Here is a 23878-nt window from a genome sequence, read left to right on the forward strand (position 1 = left end):
ACATGTTCAGCAGGAAGAAGTACTCCAAGAAGCAGCAGCCACCACCGGCCCGCCCCGCGGACGGACCGCCGGTCGACCAGGGCGACCCGGTCGCGCAGGGCGCACCGGCCAACCCCGCGCCGGCGCGTCCCGACTGGGGGCGCATCACGCCGACCCCGAACGTCGACGGGCCCGCCCGCGACCACCTGACCGCCCCGAAGACGCGGGTCGTTCCCCAGATCCCCCAGATCCCCCGGATCGACACCGGCGGTGACCTCGGCGACATCGAGGGCGACGTCGACTTCGACACGGGTTTCGACGACGGCATCGGCCCGGCCATCCCGCCGCTCACGATCCCCGGGCGGGCGTTCACCTCGGCCGAGGCGTTGTCGCCGCGCCTGCTCGCGCTCGACGACGAGACTCGGTACGCGATGAACCACCGGCGCAACATGGAACTGTACGAGACCCTGTGGGCCTACTACTTCGATCCCGGAACGGGCAGCCCCAACCCGGACGCCAGACCGGACATGCTCTACGGCCTGATGTCGGGCGACATGGACAACACCACCTACCTGGCCAAGCCCGTCGAGATCACCGACATCCTCGACTTCGTACGGCGGGCCGAATCCACCGGCAACTGCCTCGTCCTCGCCCAGAACGGCGACGACCTGGCGGAGGGCCTCCAGCGGGCCGACTACATCCACGTCATAAACATGCGTCACAGGTTCGACCCCCGGTCGTTCAACCGGCGGATGCGACGGCTCGTGTTCAACGTCGGGTCCCAGAAGGCGGCGCTGGAGCTGGCCAGGGCGCTCACCCCGCTGTTCGAGCATCCCCAGATCGGCCCGCTGCTCGTCAAGTTCAAGATGATCGTGGGGGTCCTCCCCCTGGACGAGATGGTCAAGAACGACAAGATGGTCGTCTACTACCTCGTCGGCGACGACCCCGGTGACCGATCCGACGTCATCGGGGACACCCTGCTCACCACCGTCGCGAAGGCGATGCCCGAAGGTCTGGGCGGCTTCGCCGTCAGCCCCTTCTACTCCCGGGTCGCCACGTTCGCCGCGTGGGCGGAGGAGGCCGAGCACCACATGCCCGGCAAGAAGGAGACGAGCTTCACCGACAGCCGGGCCGAGGTCGTCCGGTCGGTGATCGCCCAGGCCGAGAGCATGCCGGACGCCCAGACGCTGGCGACCCTCGTCTTCCAGGCGATGGAGGAAGCCGGCATCCCCGGAGACATGCCGCACCGCCACTACTGAACCTCCACTACTGAACCAACGCTCGTCCCGGCCCGTGCCCACGAAGAGCGGGACCGGGACGAGCGGAGGTTTCCCTCCCGCGTGGATCAGGCCCGGAGCCGGCGGCCGCCGTCACGTGCTTCGAGCCGTGATCAAGCGCTGCATGAGAATGAAGGCGAACAGCAGCAGCCCGATGAAGATGCGCGTCCACCAGGAGCTCAGCGTGCCCTCGAAGCTGAGGATCGTCTGGATCAAGCCGAGCACGAGCACGCCCATCACGGTGCCGAACAGATATCCGGAGCCGCCGGTCAGCAGCGTGCCGCCGATGACGACCGCGGCGATGGCGTCCAGTTCCATCCCGACCGCGTGCAAGCCGTACCCGGACAGCATGTAGAAGGACAGCAGCAGGCCGCCGAAGGCCGAGCAGAATCCGCTGATCGCGTAGACCGTGATCTTCGTGCGGGCCACCGGAAGGCCCATGAGCATGGCCGACTGCTCGCTGCCGCCGATGGCGTGGACGTTCCTGCCGAGCCGGGTGTAATGCAGCACGTACATCGCCACGACGACCACGACGGCCGCGATCGCCACGCTGGGTGAGACCCACAGATCGGCGCCGAGGTCGATTCGCGTCTGGGCGAAGGCGGTGAACGTCGGGTCGTCGATGGGGATCGACGCGGTGTCGATCACGTAGCACAGGCCGCGGGCGAGGAACATCCCGGCCAGTGTGACGATGAACGGCTGGATCTCGAAATAGTGGATGATCGCGCCCATGCCAAGGCCGAGGGTCACGCCGATGGCCAGCACGAGCGCCATGACCGGCACGGCGGGCCAGCCCTGCTTCAGCAGCGTGGCGGCGACCATGGTGGACAGCGCCACCACCGAGCCGACCGACAGGTCGATGCCGCCCGTGAGGATCACGAAGGTCATGCCGACGGCCACGACCAGCAGGAACGCGTTGTCGATGAGGACATTGAAAACGACCTGCCCGCTGGCGAACCCCTCGTACCTGATCCCGCCGGCGACGAACATGGCAATAAGCAGGGCGGTTGTGACCAGGGTGGGGACATACCTGCGCGGAAGGCCGCGCGGGGCCGGGACGGTCAGGGTGCTCACGCCGGGACCCTCACCTTCTCCTGCGCCGCCGGGGATGTACCGGCGGGCGGGCGACGTCGGCGGATGACCTTCGCGCGGAAGGCCGGGGATTGGAGCAGGCACACGATGGTCACCACGAGTGCCTTGAACAGCAGCGTCGTCTCCGGCGGCACGCCGATCGAGTAGATCGTGGTGGTCAGGGTCTGGATGACCAGCGCGCCCAGCACTGTGCCGCTGAGCGAGAACCGGCCACCCGACAGCGAGGTGCCGCCGATGACGACGGCGAGAATGGCGTCCAGCTCGATCCACAGGCCGGCGTTGTTGCCGTCCGCGCTGGACACGTTCGAGCTGATCATGAGGCCGGCGATCCCCGCGCACAGCGCGCAGAACGTGTAGACCGTCACGATCACCCCGCGCGCGCTGATGCCCGCCAGGCGGCTCGCCTCGGCGTTCCCGCCGACCGACTCGATGAGCAGGCCGAGGGCGAGCCGCCGGGTGAGGAATGCGGTGAGCGCGAACACGACGAGCACGATGATGATCCCGAACGGGATCGTGAGCCAGTAGCCTCCGCCGATCAGCTTGTACGGGACGCTGTTGACCGTAAGGATCTGCCCGTCCGTGATGAGCTGGGCCAGACCGCGGCCGGCGACCATCAGAATCAGTGTCGCGATGATGGGCTGGATGCCCACGCTCGCGACGAGCAGGCCGTTCCAGACACCGAGCCCCAGCGAGAGCGCGAGCGCGACGCCGACCGCGCCCAGCATGCCGCCAACCGAGTTCTGGTCGCTCAGGTCGCTGATCTGCAGGCAGGCCAGGGCGCCGGAGATCGCCACGACCGAGCCCACCGACAGGTCGATCCCACTGGTCGCGATCACCAGCGTCATGCCGAGCGCGACGAGGATCAGCGGCGCTCCGAATCTGATGATGTCGATCAGGCTGCCGTAGAGGTGGCCATCCTTGATCTCAATGCTGAAGAAGTTGTCGGTGAACGCCACGTTGAGCGCCAGCAGGGCCACCAGGATCACGACGGGCCAGAACAGGCGATGCCTGAGGAACACTGTCATGACGCTGCTCCGCTCGCGATCGTCTCCGTCAGGACGTCGGTGGTCAGGCGTTCGTCGTTGTCGACCTCGGTGATGAGCCTGCGGTCGCGCAGCACGGCGACCTTGTGGCTGAGCCGCAGAACCTCCTCCAGTTCGGCGGAGATGAACAGCACGGCCATCCCGCCGTCGGACAGCTCGGCCACCAGGCGCTGGATCTCCGCCTTGGCGCCGACATCGATGCCGCGGGTGGGCTCGTCGAGGATGAGCAGACGCGGCTCCAGGATGAGCCAGCGGGCCAGCAGCACTTTTTGCTGGTTGCCGCCGCTGAGGTTCCCGGCGAGCTGATCGGGATCGGCCGGGCGGATGTTCAGCGCGGCGATGTACTTGCCGACCAGCTCGTCCTGCCTGCGCCGGGGCAGCGGCCGGGTCCAGCCGCGCGCGGCCTGCAGCGCGAGGACGATGTTCTCCCGCACGGTGAGTTCGGGGACGAGTCCCTCCGCCCGCCTGTTCTCCGAGCAGAAGGCCAGCTTGCGGTGGATCGCCGCCCGCGGCGTGCGCAGATTGACCGCCTGCCCCGCTATCCGCAGGGAACCGCTGCCGGCGTGGTCGGCGCCGAACAGCAGGCGGGCGAGCTCGGTGCGGCCGGAGCCGAGCAGCCCGGCCAGGCCGACGACCTCACCCTCGCGGATGGTCAGGGTGAACGGCTCGATGGCGCCGGCGCGGCCCAGCTCGCTGGCCTGCACGAACGGCTCGCTCTCCCGGGCGAGCGGCCTGCCCTCCAGCCTCTCCAGGTCGGCGAGTTCGCGGCCGATCATCTTGCCGACCAGGCTCACCTGGCTCAGCTGGTGGGTGAGGTACTCCCCCACGAGCCTGCCGTTGCGCAAAATCGTCATCCGGTCGGCGATCTCGTAGATCTGGTCGAGGAAGTGCGAGACGAACAGGATCGCGATGCCCTGCTCCTTCAGCCTCCGCATCACCCGGAACAGCTGGGCGACCTCGTTCGTGTCCAGGCTGGAGGTCGGCTCGTCGAAGATCAGGACTTTGGCCTCGACGTCCACGGCCCGTGCGATGGCGACCATCTGCTGGACGGCCAGGGAGTGCGTCGACAGGGCGGTGGAGACGTCGAGATCGAGGTCGAGGCGGCCCAGCAGCTCGGCGGCCCGGCGCCGCGTCTCCTTCCACCGGATACGGCCAAGGCTGCGCGGTTCGCGGCCGATGAAGATGTTCTCCGCGACCGAGAGGTTGGGGCAGAGGTTGACCTCCTGGTAGACCGTGCTGATGCCGGCCTGCTGGGCGGCCGGCGGACTGGAGAAGGCCACCTGGCGGCCCTCCAGTTCGATCTCGCCCTCGTCGATGTCGTATACGCCGGTCAGGACTTTGATCAGGGTCGACTTGCCGGCGCCGTTCTCTCCCATCAGCGCGTGCACCTCGCCCGGCAGCAACCGGAAGTCCACGGCGTCCAGCGCCTTCACGCCGGGAAACTGTTTGCCGATCCCGCTCATCCGCAGGATCGGCCCGGGGTGGGCCATGCGGCGCTCCTTTCTTCCGCGGGTCTTCCGCGGGTCTTCCGCGGGTCTTCCGCGGGCAACGGGCCGCCCCCGCGTCAGGGGCGGCCCGGTCCGGCTCAGTACTGGCGGGTGGGCAGGGCTTCCTTGGCCTGTTCCTGGGTGAAGGTGGTCTCCTCGGTCACCACGCGGGCGGGCACCTGCTCGCCGGCGACGACCTTCTTGGCCAGGTCCATCAGCTGGGGGCCGAGCAGCGGGCTGCACTCCACGATGTAGCTGATCTTCCCGTCGGCCAGGGCCTGCATCCCGTCCTTCACCGCGTCGATGGTGATGATCTTGATGTCCTTGCCCGGCACCTTGCCCGCGCCCTCGATCGCCTCGATCGCCCCCAGCCCCATGTCGTCGTTGTGCGCGTACAGCACGTCGATGTCCGGGGTGGACTTCAGGAACGCCTCCATCACCTCCTTGCCCTTGGCCCGGGTGAAGTCACCGGTCTGCGAAGCGGCGATCTTGAACTTCGGATCGGCCCCGATCACCTCCGCGAAGCCCGCCTTGCGGTCGTTGGCCGGCGCCGAGCCGGTGGTGCCCTGCAACTCCACGATGCTCACCGTGTCCCCGGCGTCGGTGGAGTCCTTGTACTCCTCCACCAGCCACTGACCGGCCTTCTTGCCCTCCTCGATGAAGTCCGAGCCCAGGAAGGTCTTGTAGAGGGTGGTGTCGGCCGAATCCACCGCCCGGTCGGTGAGGATCACCGGGATCTTGGCGTTCTGAGCCTCCTTCAGCACGGTGTCCCAGCCCGACTCCACCACCGGCGAGAACGCGATGACGTCCACCTTCTGCTGGACGTAGGACCGGATCGCCTTGATCTGGTTCTCCTGCTTCTGCTGGGCGTCGGAGAACTTCAGCTCCACGCCCGCCGTCTTCGCCGACTCCTGCACCGACTTGGTGTTGGCGGTACGCCAGCCGCTCTCGGCGCCCACCTGGGAGAAACCCATGGTGATCGTGCCGTCGCCGGCGGGCTTGCCACTGTCGGCGGGGTTGGCCGAGGTGCTGCCGTTTCCGCAGCCGGTCATCGTCAACGCGACGGCACCGACCGCGATCAGTGCCGAAATCCTTTGCAACACGGGGGGTCCTTTCGTGATGTGAGCGCTAACATTCACGTGGCGTCAACGCTCTTCCTGCTTCCGTGGGCAACTAGCGCACCGTCGCCGTGCCGGCTCCGAGAACGAGATAGGGAGGCACGACGTGACGCTCGCGCACGCATGGCCCCCCTATTTCGATCTGCTGCCCGAGCACGTCGATGCTGCGCCCGCCCACGGCCCCGAAGTCCTGTTTGATGGTCGTGAGAGGAGGGCGGCCGACCGGGCCGCCGACGTACCAGACCGTCTCGTGCCCGAGGTCCAGCAGGTGCCGGGGCGTCAAACGCTGCGGAGCGACCACGACGATGCCGTCCACGCCCTGTTCGGTCAGATAGCCGATGGCACCAAGCACCCCCGCCCTGCCGGCGATCCGAAGACTCACGAGGTTGCGCCGGTAGCCCAGCAGGTCGATCGCGCGTAAAACCCGGGTCCGAGTCTCCGCGCTGACGTTGAGGTGGTCGTTGAGCACACGCGAGACCGTCTGGTGCGACACGCTCGCCATCTTCGCCACGTCCGCCATGACAGGCGGGCGACGCCTCGGGCCAGGTCCCACCCGACGCTCCTCTCGTGCGATCTAGGAAGACTGTGAGCGTTAACACCATGTCGCGTCAAGAACTTCACATGTCACGGTCCCATCACGCCGAAACCTTTTGTTAACCAACCGCCGGCCTGCGGCGGTAAGTCCGGCGGGCGGACCGCGGGAGCGGCGGAACCGGCACGGTGGCACTGTGCAAGGTGGACCTGGATGTGTTTTAGATGAAATGCGACGGTGAGACTGTGCTCGCCGTCAATCACCCGCCGCCAGTCGGCACGGCGGCCGGGCGGCGACATTCCATTGCCCGTCACGGCCACCAAACCGTCAACGGCAGTGCCGATGACCATGCCCTTGATGACATGACCCCCACCCGCTCCTTCAACCGCCCGGAGCACCGTGACCACGCCGGGCTCGGCCCTCACCTCGCCCGGTACGCGGGAGACGAGGGTCGAGATGACTTTGTCATACGGCGGGAGAACGGCGCCGGCCAGGCGGGAAATCCACCGGCGGAGAATTCACCTCAAAGCATTTCCATGGCTCGGCGGCAAACGGGCCGACGCCCGTTTCATGGTCTGCCGAAGACCGAATACGAATGCCAACGAACAACCGCGTGCCAGTTTCATACTTCGCCGGGGCGGCCTCTCTGGGCCGGCTCCTGCCGGACCGTGTGAGAGACCGCCCCGCGAACTCCCCGCTCGCGTCAGACGCGGGTCCAGCGCTGGTTGGCGGCGCCGCCGCAGGACCAGATCTGGAGTTTGACACCGTTGGCCGTGGAGTAGTTGGGCGCGTCCAGGCACTTACCGGCGCCGAGCGCGGTGATGGTGCCGTCGCTGTTGAGGCGCCACTTCTGGTTGTTCTGGCCGTTGCAGTCCCAGATCTGCACCTGGGCGCCGTTGGCGGTGCTCATGTTGGCCACGTCCAGGCACTTGTTGCCGTACACCCGGAGCTCACCCGCGCCGGTCGGCGTCCACCGCTGGTTGGCCTGCCCGTTGCAGTCCCAGATCTGCGCCTGCGCGCCGTTGGCCTGCGAGGCGTTGGCGACGTCCAGGCACCTGCCCGAAGCCACGCCGCGGATCGCGCTCGCGGTCGAGGGCGTCGGTGTCGGTGTCGGTGTCGGGGTGGGGGTGGGGCCGCCGGGCTGGCCGATGCTGCCGGAGACCGACTGGAGTGCCGCGTACCAGGCGGCGGCCATCTTGTCGTAGCCGCCGGCGGTGGGATGGATGCCGTCGATCAGGTCGGACGTGGTCAGCTTGCTGTGCATGTCGACCAGGTGGACGCGCCTGCCACTGTTCACCTTGCTCTGCACGATGCCGGGGATGGCCGCGTTGAAGGTGCGGGCGGCGGCCTCCTGGCTCGCCGACGACAGCGGGATGATGGTGGCGACGAACACGTCCGCGTCCGGCACGGTCGTCGTGATGCGGTCGATCAGGGTGGACAGCCGCTGGGGCGCTCCGGCCACGTTGTAGTTCTGCAGTATGTCGTTGGTGCCGATGTGCAGCAGCACCGTGCGCGGACTGTAGGTCCGCGCCCAGCCGGTGATGTTCGCGTCGATCTGGTCGATACGCCAGCCGGGGTGCCCCTGGTGGTCGTGGTCACCCAGGCCACCCGGTCCGTTGAACTGCGACCCGACGAAATCCACCGTGTACCGGCCGGAGACCAGCCGCTGCCACAGGCCGATGCGGTATCCGCCCGGTATCTGCGTGCCCTCGGTGATCGAGTCGCCCAGTGGCATGACCCGCACTCCGCCGTTGGACTCCGCGCCGGCGACACTCGTTTGCGTCACCGCGCCCAGAGCAACCATGGTCACGGCCAACAGCGCCGCGCTGAACCACCGTCTCCACCCACGCATGCTCAACCTCTTTCCGGCGGCTGAGAGCAGTTACTGCTGACAGCCTGTGTAGCGCTAACGGCCTGTGTTCGGATCACTCGCCAGCAGATGTCATGTGCTGGCGAGCCTCGCGGCCGGGCGTGGCGGCTCGGGCGCGTCGCGGGTGTCCCCGGTCACCTGGAGGACTGCGAGGCCCGACGTATTGACTGATCCGAGCTCCGCCGTGCGGGAACCTCTCCTGTCAAGAGATCGGCGGCCGTAAGGAGGAGGGAACCCGCGGACGTGGTGTCTGTCCGGGAGTCACGGTCGCCGAACATGTCTTGGGGAACAGTGGAATGTGAGCGTTAACATCTCGTCTGCCAGTCGTGGCTCCTTCCCCGTCGAACGGTTGTGGTGGTGGAGCGGAGCAAACACGAGGCAGGGAGAAACTGTCAAGAGTACGAAACATGTCGTGCCGGCAGAGGTGAGAGGCAGGCACGGCTCACCTGGTGCTTCATGGGTCGCCGCGTCGGGCCGGACAGGCCGATGCGATGAAAATTTCACAAAAGACGTCTCGGCCCAGGTGACGGAACCGCGGCTTTTCAGGGATCGGGAGACGTTGGCGCAGGTGCTGGACATGGGGAGCAGGTAGTACGACAAAACCTTTCTGGATGAGCTTGACACATTTTGTAATAGTTTCCACACTGAGTCCCCGAGACGGCCCCATGCCAAATCGGTGGTGAGCGGCCGGGGCCGTCGACCACGACGCCCCGGTGGTGTGCGTTCCCTGATGACAGGACGCGGCGTCGATCCTGCGGGTTTCCCCTCGCGATTATTCGCTTCCGCGTTTCTGTGATGCAGTTATGGAGGCTCAGGCATGGGCTCAAATGCCATACCCCCACCCGGAACCCGGCGACCCCTCGGCGGCCTCCGCCGGGCCCTGGTCGCCGGCGCCCTCGGCACCCTCGTACTCGGCACGCTCACGGCGGTGACCGTCCAGGGTTCCGCCGGTGCCGCTTCCGCCGGTGCCGCGGCGACCACACTCGGCGCGGCGGCCCAGCAGAGCGGGCGATACTTCGGCGCCGCGATCGCCGCGGGCAAGCTCGGCGACTCGGCGTACACGACGATCGCGAACCGCGAGTTCGACATGGTGACCGCCGAGAACGAGATGAAGATCGACGCCACCGAGCCCAACCGGGGCCAGTAGCGGCGCCACCTGGACCAACGACATCAGCCACGGCGAACTACTACGCACCAACGCCGACCAGACCATGACCATCGACCCCTGCAACCTCCAACTGCTCTACCAAGGACGCAACCCCAACTCCGGCGGCGACTACGGCCTCCTGCCCTACCGCCCCGGCCTGCTCACCCACCAACGCTGACAGAGCGACACAGGTACGGCTCTCACGCGTTCCCGGCCTCCACCGCGAAGACGTGAACCCCATCAGGTGAACATCGTCACGGCACATGATCAGGACCGGGAGAGCCGGAACGGGCGGGCTCGGCACGAGGCCGAGCCCGCCCGGGTCACGCGGAGAGGGCGCACATGGTGCTCATACCGGTTGCCGCGTGCGACGGCGCCGGACGCGTCCCGGCGGCGCCGCCGGGACGCGTCACCCGCGTGTCCACTCCCGAGGAGTCAATCCGTCGGCGAGAAGATGCGCTGCTGGATCTCTCTGCGGTAGTCGTCCAGCGTGTTGTCGATGTGTGTCGCAGCGGCCTGGGCCGCCGCTTCGGGGTCGCCGGCACGGATGGCCTGGTAGATGGCGTCATGTTCCTCGACGGCCTTGGCCGCGTGCCCGCCTATCGAGCCGCGCAGCCCGATGAGGTTGGACTGGGCCTGCAGCCGGCGGACCTCCCGCACCGCTATCTGGAGGAACATGTTGTGCGAGGCCGTCGCGATGGCGGCGTGGAAGGCGTCATCGCCCTCGTTGAACAGATCCTCGCGTCCGTTGTCGAATCCGTAGCGGCACACCCCGGCCGACTTCTCGATGTCTCCCAGCTCCGCGGGGGTGGCGCGGCGGGCGGCGAGCCGGCTGGTCTCCATCTCCTGGGCCCGGCGGAACTCGAAGAGCATGTAGACGTGGTCCAGGTCGGTGGGCAGGAAGAAGGACGCCCAGCGTCCGGTGCCGAGCATCCCCTCGTCGTCGGCCACGTACAGGCCGCGCCCCTTCTGGGCGCGTACCCGGCCGAGTGCCGAGAGTATCTTCACCGCCTCGCGCACGACGGTCCGGCTCGTGCCCAGCTGCTGGGCCAGCTCGTTCTCCGTGGGCATGCGGTCGCCGGGCCGCAGGCGCAACCGGCTGATCAACTCCAGCACCTGCTCCGCGGCCACCTCGTAACCCGGCCGGTACACGCCTTCCGCACGCGGAGTATCGACCACGCTACCCGCTCCCTCCCTGCCACCACCTCCTCAAGAGTACGACCAACCGGGGTCCGGATCAGCATGATCTTCCCCAGCCCCCGAAATTGAGTGCTACACATTCGACCCGCCCACCGGCCTCCCGGATCGGGCGGAAGGAAGGGCGATGCGTCTAGCTGCACTTATTCTCGAAAGAGTTCTCACTTCGACGACAGACCCTGGTGAGGAGTCGGAAATAAGTAGGCTTAAGGTCTTGACTCGCCTCAGCGTGAGGAACGTAATTAGTAGCTAGGTCTCCGGGAGGCCTCCTGCCGGGGATTCCCTCCTCCGCTGGACCGCATCTGAAGTGAGGCACTCCGGGGCGGCCACCGGAGGTAAGGACGGACATCGTCGTCCACGACGGTGACGCGAACGGTCCCGGCCGCCCCGGACCAGGGCGCGGTCGTTCGGCGACACCGGCGAGAACCGGCGAGACGTGGTTCTCGGCACGGGAACCAGCGAAACGGCGTTGAGCCGCCACACCGGCCGGCTGAGACTCCCACCCCCCGACGAAGGAGAGCCAAGTGGTTTCCCCCTCCAAACACGTCGACGTCCCAGCCGCGGGAGGGATCGTGTGATGTCGAAGCACAGATCCCTTCTCGGAGCGATCGCGGTCGCGGTACTTCTCGTCCTGTCCACGGCTCACGCGGCGCTGAGCAACAGCTTCGGCGGGACCACGTCCTCCACGGGTGCCGGCGCCCTCGCGCCGACCGCCGGTTGCGGCAAGGCCCCGACGCTGAACAGCGGTACGCATACGATCCAGAGCGGCGGCAAGAGCCGCTCCTTCATCCTGCGGACCCCCGACAACTACAACAACACCACGCCCTACCGGTTGATCTTCGGGTTCCATTGGCGGGGCGGCACCGCCGCCGACGTCGACTCAGGCGGCACCAGCGGGTACCCCTGGTCCTTCTACGGCCTGCGGCAGATGTCGAACAACGGCGCGATCTTCGTCGCGCCCCAGGGCATCGGCAACGGCTGGGCCAACTCCGGCAACGAGGACGTGACCCTCGTCGACGACCTGATCAGGCGAATCGAGGCGGACCTGTGCGTCGACACTTCGCAGCGCTTCGCCCTGGGCTTCAGCTACGGCGGCGGGATGAGTTACTCGCTCGCGTGCAGCAGGGCGACGGTCTTCCGCGCGGTCGCGGTCTACGCCGGAGCGCAGCTCAGCGGGTGCGGCGACGGCACCCAGCCCATCGCGTACATGGGACTGCACGGCATCGGCGACTCGGTGCTCAACATCTCCCAGGGGCGGTCGCTGCGCGACAGGTTCGTCAGGAACAACGGCTGTACCACCCAGAACCCGCCCGAGCCGGCGTCGGGCAGCAGGACGCACATCACCACCACCTACTCGGGGTGCCGGGCCGGGTATCCGGTCGTGTGGGCCGCCTTCGACAACGGTCACATGCCCGGCCCGGTGGACGGGACCTACACCGAGAGCGGCATCACGACCTGGACCAAGGGAGAGGTGTGGAGGTTCTTCTCGCAGTTCGGGAGCAACCCGTCACCCAACCCCACTCCGACTCCGACTCCGACGTCGGGAACGGGGACGAGCCCGATCCGGGGTGTGGGCTCGGGCAGGTGTCTCGACGTGAGCGGCGTCTCGCAGGCCAACGGCGCCCAGGTGCAGATCTGGGACTGCAACGGCCAGAACAACCAGCAGTGGACCTCGACCGGTGCCAGTGAGCTGCGGGTCTACGGCAACAAGTGCCTGGACGTGAGTAACCAGGCCACCACCGACGGCGCTCAGGTGCAGATCTGGGACTGCAACGGCCAGAACAACCAGAAATGGCGGTTCAACTCCGACGGCACCATCACCGCCCTCGGCGCGAACAAGTGCCTGGACGTGCCCAACAGCGCCACGGCCAACGGCGTCAAACTCGCCATCTGGTCCTGCAACGGCGGCGCCAACCAGCGCTGGACCAGGAGCTGAGCCCCTTCCCGGACCTCTGAGACACCTCCAGGATCCCTCGCCGGGAAGAGCTCTTCCCGGCGAGGGATCCCCCACGGCAGGGCCACTTCCCCGTGCCTGCCCGCCCCAGAAAATCAGCACGTCCTCCCGCACCCGGACGGCTCCCCCCGGGGTGCCGCCCGGACCGTGAGCGCGGCCGTGCTCTCGACACGACGGCGTCACGAGGACCGGAGCCGCACCCGCCGGACCGGCTCCGGCGGGACGTCCGCCGACCGTTCCCCCACCCCCCACATAAGGAAGTTCCGTGTTCGAACTCTCGTACTCCGCGATGCGGAGGCTGATGGTGGCCGGAGCCGCCGCGATCGGGCTGACCGCCGCGTCCGCTCTGGTGGCGCCGGTCTCCCCCGCGTCGGCGGCCACCACGACCCTCTACGCCTCCCCTTCCGGCACCGGCACCACCTGCTCCGCCGCCCAGCCGTGCTCGGTGCCCGCCGCGCAGACCGCGGTGCGGGCGCTCACCGGCGCGATGTCCGGTGACATCGTCGTGGAGTTGGCCGGCGGGACGTACCGGCTCTCCGCGCCGCTCCGGCTGACCGCCGCCGACTCCGGCAACAACGGCTACACCGTCAAATGGCAGGCCGCCGCGGGCGCCCGTCCCGTCGTCAGTGGCGCCAGGGCGGTCACCGGCTGGTCGCTCGCCGACTCCGGGAAGAACATCTGGCGGGCCAACGTCGGCGCCGGGATCGACACCCGGCAGCTGTACGTCAACGGCGCCATCGCCACGCGTGCCCGCACCCAGGTAAACCGGGCGGACTTCACCGCGAACAGCAGTGGCCTCGCCTTCACCAGCGGGGCCCTGAGCTATCTGAACAACCTCGCCAACAAGAGCCGGATCCAGGTGGAGAGCGTCGGCTCGTTCACGGACCGGTACGCGACGGTGCAGAACATCACCGGGAACTTCATCACGATGCAGCAGCCCGGCTGGAGCAACAACAACTTCGGGTACGACACCTTCACCAGCCCGCACCGGGCGGGCCCGCTCTACCTCGCCAACGCGTACGAGTTCCTCGACGCGCCGGGCGAGTGGTACATCGACCCCGGGACCGGCGCGCTCTCCTACATCCCGCTCTCCGGGCAGAACATGAGCAACGTCAGCGTGGAGCTGCCGGTGCTGCAGTCCCTGGTGAACGTCGGGGGCACCTACGACGCGCCCGCGCATCACATCGCGTTCACCGGGATCACGTTCACCGGCACGACCTGGACGGCGCCCAACGGCAACCAGGGCTACGTGGACCAGCAGACCGGTTCCTACATCGCCGGCAACTGGAGCTGGCCGAGCTTCACCTCCTGCCACAACGGCTGCCCGCAGTTCGAGGCCACCCGGCCGAACTGGTACCAGATGCCCGCCGCCGTGCAGGTGTCCGCCGCCAACAACATCACCTTCAGCGACTCGCAGTTCGTCAACCTGGGGCAGACGGCCGTGGGCATCGGCAACGACGCCAACGGTCACACCAGCGGTGTCGGCCTGGGCGCGAGCAACATCACCGTCACCCGCTCCGAGATCGCCCGCAACTCGGCCGGCGGCATCGTGATCGGCGGCGTGCGCGCCGACGCGCACCACCCCGGCGACCAGCGGATGGTCAACCGGAACATCACCGTCAGCAACAACCGCCTGCACGACCTCGGCGTGGAGTACCGGGGCATCGTCTCGGTCCTGACCACCTACGTCAGCACCGCCACCATCTCCAACAACGAGGTCTACAACATGCCCTACACCGGCATGTCGATCGGGTACGGCTGGGGGGCCAACGACGCCGGCGGCAGTGAACACTACGCCGGCCGCGGCCTGTACAACTACCAGCCGCGGTACACCACGCCCACCACCGCCTCCAACAACCGGCTCACCGGCAACTACGTGCACGACGTCATGCAGCAGATGAACGACGGCGGATGCATCTACACGCTGTCGGCGAACCCGAACGGGCTGATCAGCGACAACTACTGCCTGCGGACCAACGGCTACTTCGGCGTCTACTTCGACGAGGGCTCCCGCTACTACACCGCCCGCAACAACGTCTTCTCCTCCACCGGCACCTGGGCCACCGCCAACTACTGGTACGCCGAGAACATGGGGAACTTCACCGTCACCGGCAACTGGTCGACCAACAACAGCACCAACGTGACCAACGGCGACCGCGGCAACGTCGTCAGCGGCAACGTCACGGTCACCAACGGCAACTGGCCGTCGGGCGCCCAGGCCGTGATGGCGTCCGCCGGACCCCAGGCGGGCGGCGGCCAGCAGAACGTGCAGGTCGTCGGGGCCCAGTCGAGCCGCTGCCTCGACGTCACCGGCAACAGCACCGCCAACGGAGCCCAGGCGCAGATCTGGGACTGCGGCACCGGCACCAACCAGCGGTGGACCCACACCGCGGGCAAGCAGCTGCAGGTGTACGGCAACAAGTGCCTGGACGCCTTCGGGCAGGGCACCGCCAACGGCACCCAGGTGATCATCTGGGACTGCAACGGCGGGACCAACCAGCAGTGGAACGTCAACGCCAACGGCAGCATCAGCGGCGTGCAGTCAGGGTTGTGCCTGGACGTGCCCAGCGGCGCCACCGCCAACGGCACCAAGCTCAACCTCTGGGCCTGCAACGGCGGCGCCAACCAGCGCTGGACCCTGCGTAGCTGATCCAGCCACCTCATGCCTTCGCCGGGACGGTCCACCGTCCCGGCGAAGGCCATCGCCCGCCCGCTCCGGCCGCGGAAGGCCGGGGCGGGCGTAGACGGTCCCGGACGAACCCACCGGTCCGGGACCGTCCGGGGACGTCGTCGCTGGCACGCGGTGCCGGGCATCCCCATCCCACCGACATCACCGACACGAAGGAGAGCGCCGCATGAGCACTCCGGCCGACATCGACGACCTCCTGCGGCACCTGGAACGTGAAGGCCTCATCCTCCATCTCGGCATCGGTGACGCCACCGTGTGGTTCGCCGCCGAGTTCCGCGAGCGCATGATCGCCGAACGGCTGGCGATGCTGCCCGACAAGCCCCTGGTGAGCGTCGCCACGGCCGCCGCGGTGCTCAACGTTCCACACTCCCACGTCATCGCAGAGGTTCACGCCGCCACCCTGGCCGGCCACGACAGCGGCCGGCAGGTCCAGGTGCGGCGCGAGGCCCTGGTGCGGCGCATCACCACCCTGGGCCTGCCCCAGCCGGGCCCCGCCGAGGCCTCCACCGGGCACTCGAACCGCCCCGACAGCCCTACGCGGGGGAACGCACGTCCATGACCGCCGGCATCACCGGGAACGCTCCCGCGCCGGCCCCCTTCTCCGCGCCTCCGCGCTCGTGGAGGGTTTCGTCCGCTCTCACGCCTGCCCCATCCGCTGACGCCGGCGGCCGAGGCCGTCGATCCGGGCGAGGCCGGCGCTCAGCGCTCCAGGCGTACGGGGTCGCCCGGCCCGCCGCGGCGGACGAGCCAGGCGTCGGTGATGTGATTGAACATCGCCTCGGCGGCGCCGCCGGGGTCGTGGGCGGCGATGCGCTCGTAAATGCAGCGATGGCCGAGGTTGGACGCCACGCACAGGGCCCGCTGGGGCTGGCCCATGTAGCGGGCGGTGTTGATGACCTGGCTCTCCAGGGCCCGTACCACGCCACGGGCGATACGGTTCCCGGACGCCTGCATGATCGTGTCATGGAAGGCGCGGTCGTGATCGGCGTACGTGATGTGATCGTCCACGAGCTCGTCCATCCGATCCACCAGCGCACGCAGCCGGTCGACGGTGTCCTGATCCGCGAGGCGAGCGGCGAGGTTCGCCATGTCGGACTCCAGCACGCGCCGCGTGACGACGAGGTCGTCAAGGATCGCCAGGCTCTCGTCCTCGGCGATTGTCGCCGCGAGGACGAGCTCGTCGAGCATGTCCCACATCGTCGGCGGGGTGACTATGGTGCCGCTGCCCTGGCGGACCTGCACCAGCCCCTTCTCCTGAAGGATCTTCACCGCCTCGCGGATGACGGTCCGGCTCACCGAGAAGGCGTCACAAAGCGCGGGTTCGGCGGGCAACGGCGTACCCGGGGGGTGCACCCCCCGGACGATGCGCTCCACCAGCTCCGCCGTAACCGCCCTGGCGAGGTTGGCCGGCCGTCGCACCCACGCCGGCGGGGACGCGGCGCCCGGCGGCGACTCCTGCGATGTCGTCATATCTCCTCCGGTGCCGCGGGCGGCGCCACATTTCAACATCAGTATATGTCACACATATTGACGTCAGACGTCATACGAATTACGTTTCGCCTCAAACAGCGGCCGGGCGAGCCGGCCGTCCTCTGGAGAGAGAACAGCAATGAAGCAGCGCACACTGTGTTCCGCGATCTTGGTCGCGGGGCTGGCCTTAGCCGGCTGCGGAAGCGCCACCCGGCCCGCGTCGTCGCCGAGCGATTCCGGCAAGGTCACGAAGCTCGTGGTCTGGGACTGGAAATCCGGTGACGCGGCCGCGGCCTCCTACATCCAGAAGGCGAAGGACGACTTCGCCAAGAAGCACCCCGGCGTCACGGTCGAGTTCGTGGCCCAGCCGTTCGACCAGTACTACACCCTGCTGGGCGCGGCCATCCAGGCCGGCACGGGGCCCGATGTCATGCTCTTCAACGGAGGCGGCCAGATCCGCGACCGCGTGGACTCGCTCCTCCCGCTCGACCAGTACGTGGCCGAGGACAAGCAGCGCCTGGCGGGCTGGGACGCGTTCAGCAAGGACGGCAAGATCTACGGCGCGCCGGTGACGTTGCAGGGCCACCCGATCTACTACAACAAGACGCTGTACGAGAAGGCGGGACTCGACCCGGCGAGCCCCGCCAAGACCTGGGACGAGCTGGTCGACGACTGCGCCACCATCAAGCAGAAGACCGGGGCCAACTGCTTCGCGCTCGGCAACAAGGAGGGCGCCGGCATCCAGTTCTTCATGTCGGGCCTCGGCTCGGGCATCCTGACGGCGCAGGAGTACGACGACTGGATCGCCGGGAAGCGCGTCTGGGACTCTCCCAACGTGAAGCAGATCTTCAAGCTGTGGAAGGAGGCCGGCGACGCGAAGCTGAACAACGACGGGGCCAACTCGACCGCGATGTTCAACGACGCCTTCACGATCTTCAACTCCGGCAAGGCCGCCCACATCATCGGGCTGATGTCGGACATCGGGCACTGGAAGGACTTCAGCGAGTTCCTGGGGGCCGACAAGGTCGGCGTCATGCCGTCCCCGGTCGTCACCAGCGGAACCACCCCGAACCTCCCGTACGACGGCGGCATCGGCTACGCGGTCGCGAAGTGGGCGAAGGACCCGAAGACGGCCGCCGACATGGTGCGGTCGCTGACCACGACCGACGCCCTGACCTCCTTCTACTCCGACGCCGGCGCGATCGCGTCCGACACCACGATCGACGTGTCGCAGGGCCCCGTGGCCGTCGGCACGATCGTGTCCCAGATCAAGGGCGGTAAGCCCGCCCTGCATGTCGCGCTGTCCTCCAAGACCCTGGATCTGATGGGAAGGCTGTCCCAGCAGCTCCTGAGCGGATCGGCGACCGTCGACGAGGTGGTGGAGCAGCTGGCCGCCTCGGATCGGACGAGCTGATCCCGTGCCGATCCGAAATTCGTCACCGCCTGCCCGCCCGGTCGACTCCGGGCGGGCCGGCGGAGGAGAGACGAGGCGGCGGGCACGTCACGACGACACCGGGACCGCTTCCCGGCCGCCCTCTCGCACGTTGCGTTCCGAGCGCCTCGCGCCCTACGTCCTGGTGGCTCCGGCCTTACTGATCATCGTGGCGCTGCGGCTGTGGCCGCTGCTGCTGGGCGTCAACTTCTCCTTCACCGGCGACGGCGAGCGCAACGGGGCGATGGTCGGCCTCGACAACTACCTGGAGATGTTCCAGGACGCGACGTTCCAGAGCGCGCTGCGCAACGTCGGGCTGCTGGTGCTGCTGCTTCCGGTGGCGGTGGCCATCCCCGGCCTGCTCGCGACGTTCATCTACCTGCGCGTACCCGGGCACCGGTTCTTCCGCAGCGTCTACTTCTTCCCGGCCGTGCTCTCACCGGTGATCGTCGGTGCGATCTTCAACCTCATGCTCGCCTTCGACGGCTCGTTGAACACCGTCCTCGCGGTGTTCGGCGTCGGCCCGGTCGACTGGCTCGGTGATCCGGACGTCGCCATGTTCGCGGTGGTCGGCGTGCAGATCTGGGCGACGTTCGGGATGGCCCTGGTGGTGTTCCTCGCCGGATTCGCCACCCTGGACTCCGCGCTGCTGGACGCGGCCCGGATGGACGGCGCGTCGCTCCCCCAGACCATCTGGCACGTGATCATCCCGGGCCTGACCCGCACCATCCAGTTCGTCTTCGTGACCACGATGATCGGGATGCTGACGTCCATGTTCGGCCTGCTGTACGTCATGACCAGCGGCGGCCCGGAGGGATCCACCTACCTGCCGGAGTACTACATCTGGATCCAGCAGGGACAGATGAACCGCCCCGCGCTCGCCTCGGCCGCGTCGACGGTGCTCTTCCTCATCATGCTCGTGGTGGGGCTCCTGCAGATCAGCGTGCTCCGCCGCGCTGGAAGGGAGGACTGATGTCCGGCAAACGCCTGAGCAGGTGGGTGGCCGCCGTTCCGATGGCGCTCCTCGCGCTGGCGACGATCTATCCCCTCGTGTTCACCGCCAACGTCGCCATGAAGACCCGGCGTGACTACGTCCTCGACCGGTTCTCCCCGGCGACCTCCCCGAACTGGGACAACATCGTCACGGCGTGGACCAGCGTCGGCATGGCCCGATACTTCGCCAACTCGCTCATCGTGGTGTCGATCTCGGTGGTCTTCCTGCTGCTCTTCGGGTCGATGGCGGGCTTCGCGCTGAGCCAGCTGCGGTTTCGCGGTTCCAAGGTGCTTTTCCTGGGCTGTCTCGCGGCGCTGTTCATCCCGTTTCAGGTGATCATGGTGCCGCTCGCGCGGGTCATGGCGGACAGCGGCCTCATCGACACCTACCCGGGCCTGATCCTGGCCTACGTCGCGCAGTTCCTCCCGTTCACGATCTTCCTGATGACGAGTTACTACAAGACCATTCCGGCGGAGATCGTCGACGCGGCGAGGATCGACGGGAACACGACGTACGGCGTCTACCGGCGGATCATGCTGCCGATGGGCACTCCGGCCCTGCTGTCCGTCGGCATCCTCAACACCCTGTTCTGCTGGAACGACGTGCTCATCTCCCTGCTGCTGATGCCGTCGGCCGACCACCGCACCCTCATGGTCGGGGTCACCTCGCTGCGCGGACAGTACTCCGACGACATCCCCACCTTCGCCTCCGGGGTTCTGATAGCCGCCGTACCCATGTTGATGATCTATCTCTTTCTCCAGCGCCAGATCGCCGACGGTGTCACCGCCGGTTCCACGAAGGGCTGACATGCGTATTTCGGGGTATCGCACTTTGACGACGGTCCAGGAATGGGACCGCCCGGTCGGTGATGCCAACGGCGTCTACGCCGATGGCATCGTTCCGGTGTCGATCATCGTCGTGGACACCGACGAGGGGATCACCGGCGTCGGCATCGGGCCGCACGTGGAGCTGGACAACGTCTTCGCCGCCATCGAGGGTGAGGATCCGCGTGGCGTGACGGCGCTGTACGACCGCATGTTGCGGCAGACCTTCAAGGCGGGCCACGCGGGCGCGGTGTTCGGGACCATCGGCGCGCTCGACACCGCCCTGTGGGACATCAAGGCGAAGGCGGCCGACGAACCGCTCTGGCGTCTGCTGGGCGGGCGTGACAGGCGGGTCCCCGCCTACGCCTCGGGCCTGGACATCGGCCTGACCGACGACGAGCTCGTCTCGGCGTACGAGGTCTACGCCCAGCACGGCCTGCGGGCGGCCAAGCTCAAGGGCGGCCTCGACATCGAGCGGGACCGGCACCGCCTGACCCTGGTCCAGGAGGTCCTGACCGAGGCCGGGCACGGGAGGCGGCCGGGCCTGATGCTCGACGTGAACGAGGCCTGGTCGCGCAAGCAGGCGATCCGGCACGTCTGCGAGCTCGAGCGCACCCTGGATCTCACCTGGATCGAGGAGCCCGTCCGGCGGTGGGACGCCGAGGGCCTGGCCGTCGTCGGCCGTGGGATCCGCGCGTCGGTCGCCACCGGGGAGAACCTCACCGGGCTCGAGCAGTATCGCCCGCTGCTGGCCGCGGGGGCCGTCGACATCGTCCAGGCGGCCGCGGTCTGGGGAGTCACCCATTTCCTGCGGGTGGCCGCCCTGGCTCATGCCCACGACCTGCCGGTCAGCCCGATCGGCAACATCCCGGTCGGCCTGCTACACGCCGCGACGTCGGTGCCGAACCACATGGCCAGCGAGCTGCAGGATCTGCGGCCGCCGCTCGGGGTGTCCGTCGGCCATCGCGTCGAGGACGGCGCGTTCGTCCTCGGAGACTCGCCCGGCCTGGGCCTCACGGTCGACGAGGACGTCATCGGGGGGCTCACCCGCCGGCCGGGCACCCGGTCGGCCGACGGTCCCGGAGTCCGGCCGGAGCAGGCCGGCCGCCGGCTGCTGGCGGTGGCCGATCACGGTCACGTCGCGCAGCAGTGCCGGCTCACCCCCCTGGTCGTGGACGGACAGCGTCGAATGCCGAGGTAAGTGCCACCGTTCGACGCCGACCGTCCACCCCGCACCCCGGACCGGAAGAAAGGAACGCACGTGCGCCCGTCACCCGTGCCGCACAGACGTACATCGGCCGCGCCCCGGGCGGAAGCCGCCCGGACGGGCCACCCGATCGTGGTCGCACCCACCGGAGCCGAGAACGCCGACGACAGGGGGCCGGGTGGTGCGGACCGGCCACTGGCGACCCTGAAGGAGGCACAGCGACGGGCGCGCGACGCGGCGGCCGAGGGGAACCGCGACATCACCGTCCTGCTTCTGGACGGGACCCACCGGCTGGCCTCTCCGCTGTGCCTCGACGCCGCCGACTCCGGCCGGAACGGGCACACCGTGACCTGGAAGGCGGCACGCGGAGCCACGCCCGTGGTGAGCGGCGCCCGGCCCGTCACCGGCTGGGAGCCCGACGACGACGCCCCAGGCGTCTACCAGGCCCACGTCGGCACCGGATTCGACAGCCGTCAGCTCTACGTCGACGGAATCCCGGCACAGCGTGCGCGGATCAGGCTGGCACGCGGCGACATCACGCTGACCCCGACCGGCTTCACCATCGACAACCCCGACCTCGCCTACCTGGCCACCCTGCCCGATCAGGGGCGCATCGACTTCCAGGCGATGCTGTCGTTCACCAACCGGTTCGCGCCGGTGCGGAGCATCTCCGGCCCGACGGTCGTCATGCGGCAGCCGGCCTGGGACAACAACACCTACGGCTACGACACCGTCCAGGCTCCGTTCCGCACGCCGACGTTCTTCCTGCTCAACTCCAAGAGCTTTCTGGACGAACCCGGCGAGTGGTACCTGGACCCCGCGGCGGGAACGCTCTACTACAGGCCGCTCCCGGGGCAGGACATCTCGCGCGCGCGGGTGGAACTGCCGCGGCTGGAGTCGCTGCTCCAGGTCGGCGGCACCTACGACGAGCCCGCCCGCAACCTGCGGTTCGAGGGCCTGACCTTCTCCGGCACCACGTGGCTGCGCCCCGGCTCGCCCGACGGGTACGCGAACCAGCAGGCCGGTGTGTTCATCAGCGGCGTCCAGCCCCACCGACCGGCCGACGCGTTCACCTCGTGCTCCTCCGGCTGCACGGGATTCGAGGCCTCTCGCGACGACTGGGCGCAGGCGCCCGCGGCGGTACAGGTGTCGGCGGCCGACGACATCGAGTTCGTCGGCGATACCTTCGTCAACCTCGGTTCCGTCGGGCTCGGCATCGGCAACGACGCGGGCGCCCACGCCACCGGTGTGGGGCTGGGCGCGCACAGGGTCTCGGTCGTGGGATGCACGTTCACCGCGAGCTCCGGCGGCGGCATCGTGGTCGGCGGCGTACGCCCCGACGCGCACCACCCGTCCGACCCCCGTATGGTCAACAGCGACATCGTGCTCAGTGACAACCGCGTCCACGCGACCGCGCTCGAATACCTGGACCAGGCCGCGATCCTCGCCACCTACGTGACGCGGCTGACCATCGAGCACAATCACGTCTCCGACATGCCCTACATGGGCATCGGACTCGGCTACGGCTGGGGCGCCAACGACCCGGGAGGCAGCCCCGACTACCTCGCCCGGGGGGTCTACGACTTCCAGCCGGTCCATGACACGCCGACGACTCTGAACGACGTCCGAGTCGTGGGCAACCACGTGCGCAACGTCGTGCGGACGATGTCCGAGGCCGGCTGCATCTACACACTCTCGGCGATACCCAACAGCCTCATCGACGAGAACTACTGCGAGAACAGCGGGCAGTTCGGCCTGTACTTCGACGAGGGTTCCCGATACCTGAGCGTGAGCCGCAACGTGTTCCTCGACACCGAGGGACAGTGGGCGCACGCCAACACCCAGAACGGCAATCACACCGGCGACCTCACGCTGATCGAGAACTACGTGACCAACCCCGCCATCACCGGCATCGCCCACGGTGACCGCGGCAACGTCGTCCGCGGCAACCTCACCGTCACCGACGGCAACCTCCCGATCGAGGCCAGCCGGGTGATCTACAACGCGGGCCCCACCGGCCCGTACCGCGGCGCCCCCGACCCGCGGCGTCCCCCGGTCGGCGCCTTCCTCGAGGCCGATCCGGTCCCGGTGAGCGCCGGTGATCCGGCCACCGTCACCGTCACGGTGAAGAACCTGGGCGATCGCCCGGTCACCGGCCTGACCGTCTCGATCACCGTCCCCGAGGGCCGGCGGGCCGAACGCGCCGGCAGGCCGGTGAGACGCACGCTGCCCCCCGGCGCCTCGGACACCGAGACGTGGAGGATCACGGCACCCGGGTCGTTCACGACCCCGGCCGACCACGTGACCGTCAGGGCGTCGGTGGTCTTCCGGGCCGGCGAAGCCGATCACGTCCTGGACAGGTCGCTGACGCCGACCGCGCCCGGCCCGCCGCGGGGAGGCGGAACGCCGGGTTGATCACCATGTGTCCCACACCGCCGGCGTGACGGGCCGGTCCTGCTCCAGCGGCCTCACCGTGCACCGGCCCGGGTTCGCCGGACCGTGACCGGCCCGTACGGCTTCCCGGTCGCCGGGGCCCCGCGCGGGCGATCCCGGTGCGCGGGTGTTC

The 23878-nt window shown here is 68.4% G+C and carries 19 protein-coding genes; 10 read left to right on the forward strand and 9 right to left on the reverse strand.

The window, feature by feature from the left end; genetic code table 11:
* Positions 1 to 2 precede the first annotated feature (2 nt).
* Positions 3 to 1238, forward strand: coding sequence for a T3SS effector HopA1 family protein (locus tag OG587_RS33180; RefSeq protein WP_329082333.1), 1236 nt, complete (start codon positions 3 to 5; stop codon positions 1236 to 1238).
* A 111-nt stretch (positions 1239 to 1349) separates the two neighbouring features.
* Here the strand turns inward: OG587_RS33180 and yjfF are convergent, their stop codons facing one another.
* From yjfF to OG587_RS33215, 7 genes are all read right to left on the reverse strand, one after another.
* The gene (yjfF, locus tag OG587_RS33185; RefSeq protein ID WP_329082335.1) at positions 1350 to 2330 is read right to left on the reverse strand and encodes a galactofuranose ABC transporter, permease protein YjfF; all 981 of its coding nucleotides are present in this window, start codon (positions 2328 to 2330) and stop codon (positions 1350 to 1352) included.
* Positions 2327 to 3373: an ABC transporter permease gene (locus OG587_RS33190; RefSeq protein WP_329082337.1), complete on the reverse strand. Its 1047-nt coding sequence runs from the start codon at positions 3371 to 3373 to the stop codon at positions 2327 to 2329. The genes yjfF and OG587_RS33190 overlap by 4 nt, the downstream gene beginning before the upstream one ends.
* A complete protein-coding gene (locus OG587_RS33195) occupies positions 3370 to 4881 on the reverse strand; it encodes a sugar ABC transporter ATP-binding protein (protein ID WP_329082340.1) in 1512 nt (503 codons plus the stop codon). The genes OG587_RS33190 and OG587_RS33195 overlap by 4 nt, the downstream gene beginning before the upstream one ends.
* Positions 4882 to 4976: 95 nt before the next feature.
* Positions 4977 to 5981: an ABC transporter substrate-binding protein gene (locus OG587_RS33200; protein ID WP_329082342.1), complete on the reverse strand. Its 1005-nt coding sequence runs from the start codon at positions 5979 to 5981 to the stop codon at positions 4977 to 4979.
* A 70-nt stretch (positions 5982 to 6051) separates the two neighbouring features.
* Entirely contained in the window at positions 6052 to 6516 is a 465-nt protein-coding gene (locus tag OG587_RS33205) for a LacI family DNA-binding transcriptional regulator (protein WP_329094085.1), read from the reverse strand.
* Between the two features lie 104 nt (positions 6517 to 6620).
* The gene (locus OG587_RS33210; protein WP_329082344.1) at positions 6621 to 6878 is read right to left on the reverse strand and encodes a hypothetical protein; all 258 of its coding nucleotides are present in this window, start codon (positions 6876 to 6878) and stop codon (positions 6621 to 6623) included.
* A gap of 353 nt (positions 6879 to 7231) precedes the next feature.
* A complete protein-coding gene (locus OG587_RS33215; protein WP_329082346.1) occupies positions 7232 to 8380 on the reverse strand; it encodes a lectin in 1149 nt (382 codons plus the stop codon).
* Positions 8381 to 9215: 835 nt separating this feature from the next.
* Between OG587_RS33215 and OG587_RS33220 the strand changes: the two genes are divergently transcribed.
* Positions 9216 to 9545 carry an endo-1,4-beta-xylanase gene (locus OG587_RS33220; protein ID WP_329082347.1) on the forward strand — a complete coding sequence of 110 codons (330 nt, stop codon included), beginning with the start codon at positions 9216 to 9218 and terminating at the stop codon, positions 9543 to 9545.
* Positions 9546 to 9980: 435 nt separating this feature from the next.
* Here the strand turns inward: OG587_RS33220 and OG587_RS33225 are convergent, their stop codons facing one another.
* On the reverse strand, positions 9981 to 10724 hold the full coding sequence (locus OG587_RS33225; RefSeq protein ID WP_329082349.1) for a FadR/GntR family transcriptional regulator: 744 nt from the start codon (positions 10722 to 10724) through the stop codon (positions 9981 to 9983).
* A 595-nt stretch (positions 10725 to 11319) separates the two neighbouring features.
* Here OG587_RS33225 and OG587_RS33230 point away from each other — a divergent pair.
* The 3 genes from OG587_RS33230 to OG587_RS33240 all read left to right on the forward strand — a co-directional run bounded on the left by OG587_RS33230 (position 11320) and on the right by OG587_RS33240 (position 15944).
* A complete protein-coding gene (locus OG587_RS33230; RefSeq protein ID WP_329082351.1) occupies positions 11320 to 12678 on the forward strand; it encodes a lectin in 1359 nt (452 codons plus the stop codon).
* A gap of 283 nt (positions 12679 to 12961) precedes the next feature.
* Positions 12962 to 15346 (forward strand): ricin-type beta-trefoil lectin domain protein, encoded by a 2385-nt coding sequence (locus OG587_RS33235; RefSeq protein ID WP_329082352.1) that lies wholly within the window; start codon positions 12962 to 12964, stop codon positions 15344 to 15346.
* A gap of 205 nt (positions 15347 to 15551) precedes the next feature.
* Positions 15552 to 15944 carry a hypothetical protein gene (locus tag OG587_RS33240; RefSeq protein ID WP_329082353.1) on the forward strand — a complete coding sequence of 131 codons (393 nt, stop codon included), beginning with the start codon at positions 15552 to 15554 and terminating at the stop codon, positions 15942 to 15944.
* A gap of 140 nt (positions 15945 to 16084) precedes the next feature.
* Here the strand turns inward: OG587_RS33240 and OG587_RS33245 are convergent, their stop codons facing one another.
* On the reverse strand, positions 16085 to 16855 hold the full coding sequence (locus OG587_RS33245) for a FadR/GntR family transcriptional regulator (RefSeq protein ID WP_329082355.1): 771 nt from the start codon (positions 16853 to 16855) through the stop codon (positions 16085 to 16087).
* 139 nt (positions 16856 to 16994) lie between these two features.
* On the opposite strand from OG587_RS33245, the gene OG587_RS33250 reads away from it, so the two are divergent.
* The 5 genes from OG587_RS33250 (at position 16995) to OG587_RS33270 (ending at position 23727) form a co-directional block, all read left to right on the forward strand.
* The gene (locus tag OG587_RS33250) at positions 16995 to 18269 is read left to right on the forward strand and encodes an ABC transporter substrate-binding protein (protein ID WP_329082358.1); all 1275 of its coding nucleotides are present in this window, start codon (positions 16995 to 16997) and stop codon (positions 18267 to 18269) included.
* Positions 18270 to 18399: 130 nt separating this feature from the next.
* Complete coding sequence (locus OG587_RS33255) at positions 18400 to 19260, forward strand: carbohydrate ABC transporter permease (protein WP_329082359.1); 861 nt, start codon at positions 18400 to 18402, stop codon at positions 19258 to 19260.
* Positions 19260 to 20087, forward strand: coding sequence for a carbohydrate ABC transporter permease (locus OG587_RS33260; protein ID WP_329082361.1), 828 nt, complete (start codon positions 19260 to 19262; stop codon positions 20085 to 20087). Before OG587_RS33255 ends, OG587_RS33260 begins: the two co-directional genes overlap by 1 nt.
* Positions 20088 to 20112: 25 nt before the next feature.
* A complete protein-coding gene (locus tag OG587_RS33265) occupies positions 20113 to 21306 on the forward strand; it encodes a mandelate racemase/muconate lactonizing enzyme family protein (protein ID WP_329082363.1) in 1194 nt (397 codons plus the stop codon).
* Between the two features lie 60 nt (positions 21307 to 21366).
* The gene (locus OG587_RS33270) at positions 21367 to 23727 is read left to right on the forward strand and encodes an NEW3 domain-containing protein (RefSeq protein WP_329082365.1); all 2361 of its coding nucleotides are present in this window, start codon (positions 21367 to 21369) and stop codon (positions 23725 to 23727) included.
* Positions 23728 to 23878 lie beyond the last annotated feature (151 nt).

Source organism: Streptosporangium sp. NBC_01469 (genome assembly GCF_036227305.1).
Taxonomy (GTDB): Bacteria; Actinomycetota; Actinomycetes; order Streptosporangiales; family Streptosporangiaceae; genus Streptosporangium.

Coding starts and splice junctions, on each gene's coding strand:
- OG587_RS33180 (WP_329082333.1), top strand. CDS start 3: ATGTTCAGCAGGAAGAAGTACTCCAAGAAGCAGCAGCCACCACCGGCC.
- OG587_RS33190 (WP_329082337.1), bottom strand. CDS start 3,373: ATGACAGTGTTCCTCAGGCATCGCCTGTTCTGGCCCGTCGTGATCCTG.
- OG587_RS33195 (WP_329082340.1), bottom strand. CDS start 4,881: ATGGCCCACCCCGGGCCGATCCTGCGGATGAGCGGGATCGGCAAACAG.
- OG587_RS33205 (WP_329094085.1), bottom strand. CDS start 6,516: ATGGCGGACGTGGCGAAGATGGCGAGCGTGTCGCACCAGACGGTCTCG.
- OG587_RS33210 (WP_329082344.1), bottom strand. CDS start 6,878: ATGGTCATCGGCACTGCCGTTGACGGTTTGGTGGCCGTGACGGGCAAT.
- OG587_RS33215 (WP_329082346.1), bottom strand. CDS start 8,380: ATGCGTGGGTGGAGACGGTGGTTCAGCGCGGCGCTGTTGGCCGTGACC.
- OG587_RS33220 (WP_329082347.1), top strand. CDS start 9,216: ATGGGCTCAAATGCCATACCCCCACCCGGAACCCGGCGACCCCTCGGC.
- OG587_RS33230 (WP_329082351.1), top strand. CDS start 11,320: ATGTCGAAGCACAGATCCCTTCTCGGAGCGATCGCGGTCGCGGTACTT.
- OG587_RS33240 (WP_329082353.1), top strand. CDS start 15,552: ATGAGCACTCCGGCCGACATCGACGACCTCCTGCGGCACCTGGAACGT.
- OG587_RS33245 (WP_329082355.1), bottom strand. CDS start 16,855: ATGACGACATCGCAGGAGTCGCCGCCGGGCGCCGCGTCCCCGCCGGCG.
- OG587_RS33250 (WP_329082358.1), top strand. CDS start 16,995: ATGAAGCAGCGCACACTGTGTTCCGCGATCTTGGTCGCGGGGCTGGCC.
- OG587_RS33260 (WP_329082361.1), top strand. CDS start 19,260: ATGTCCGGCAAACGCCTGAGCAGGTGGGTGGCCGCCGTTCCGATGGCG.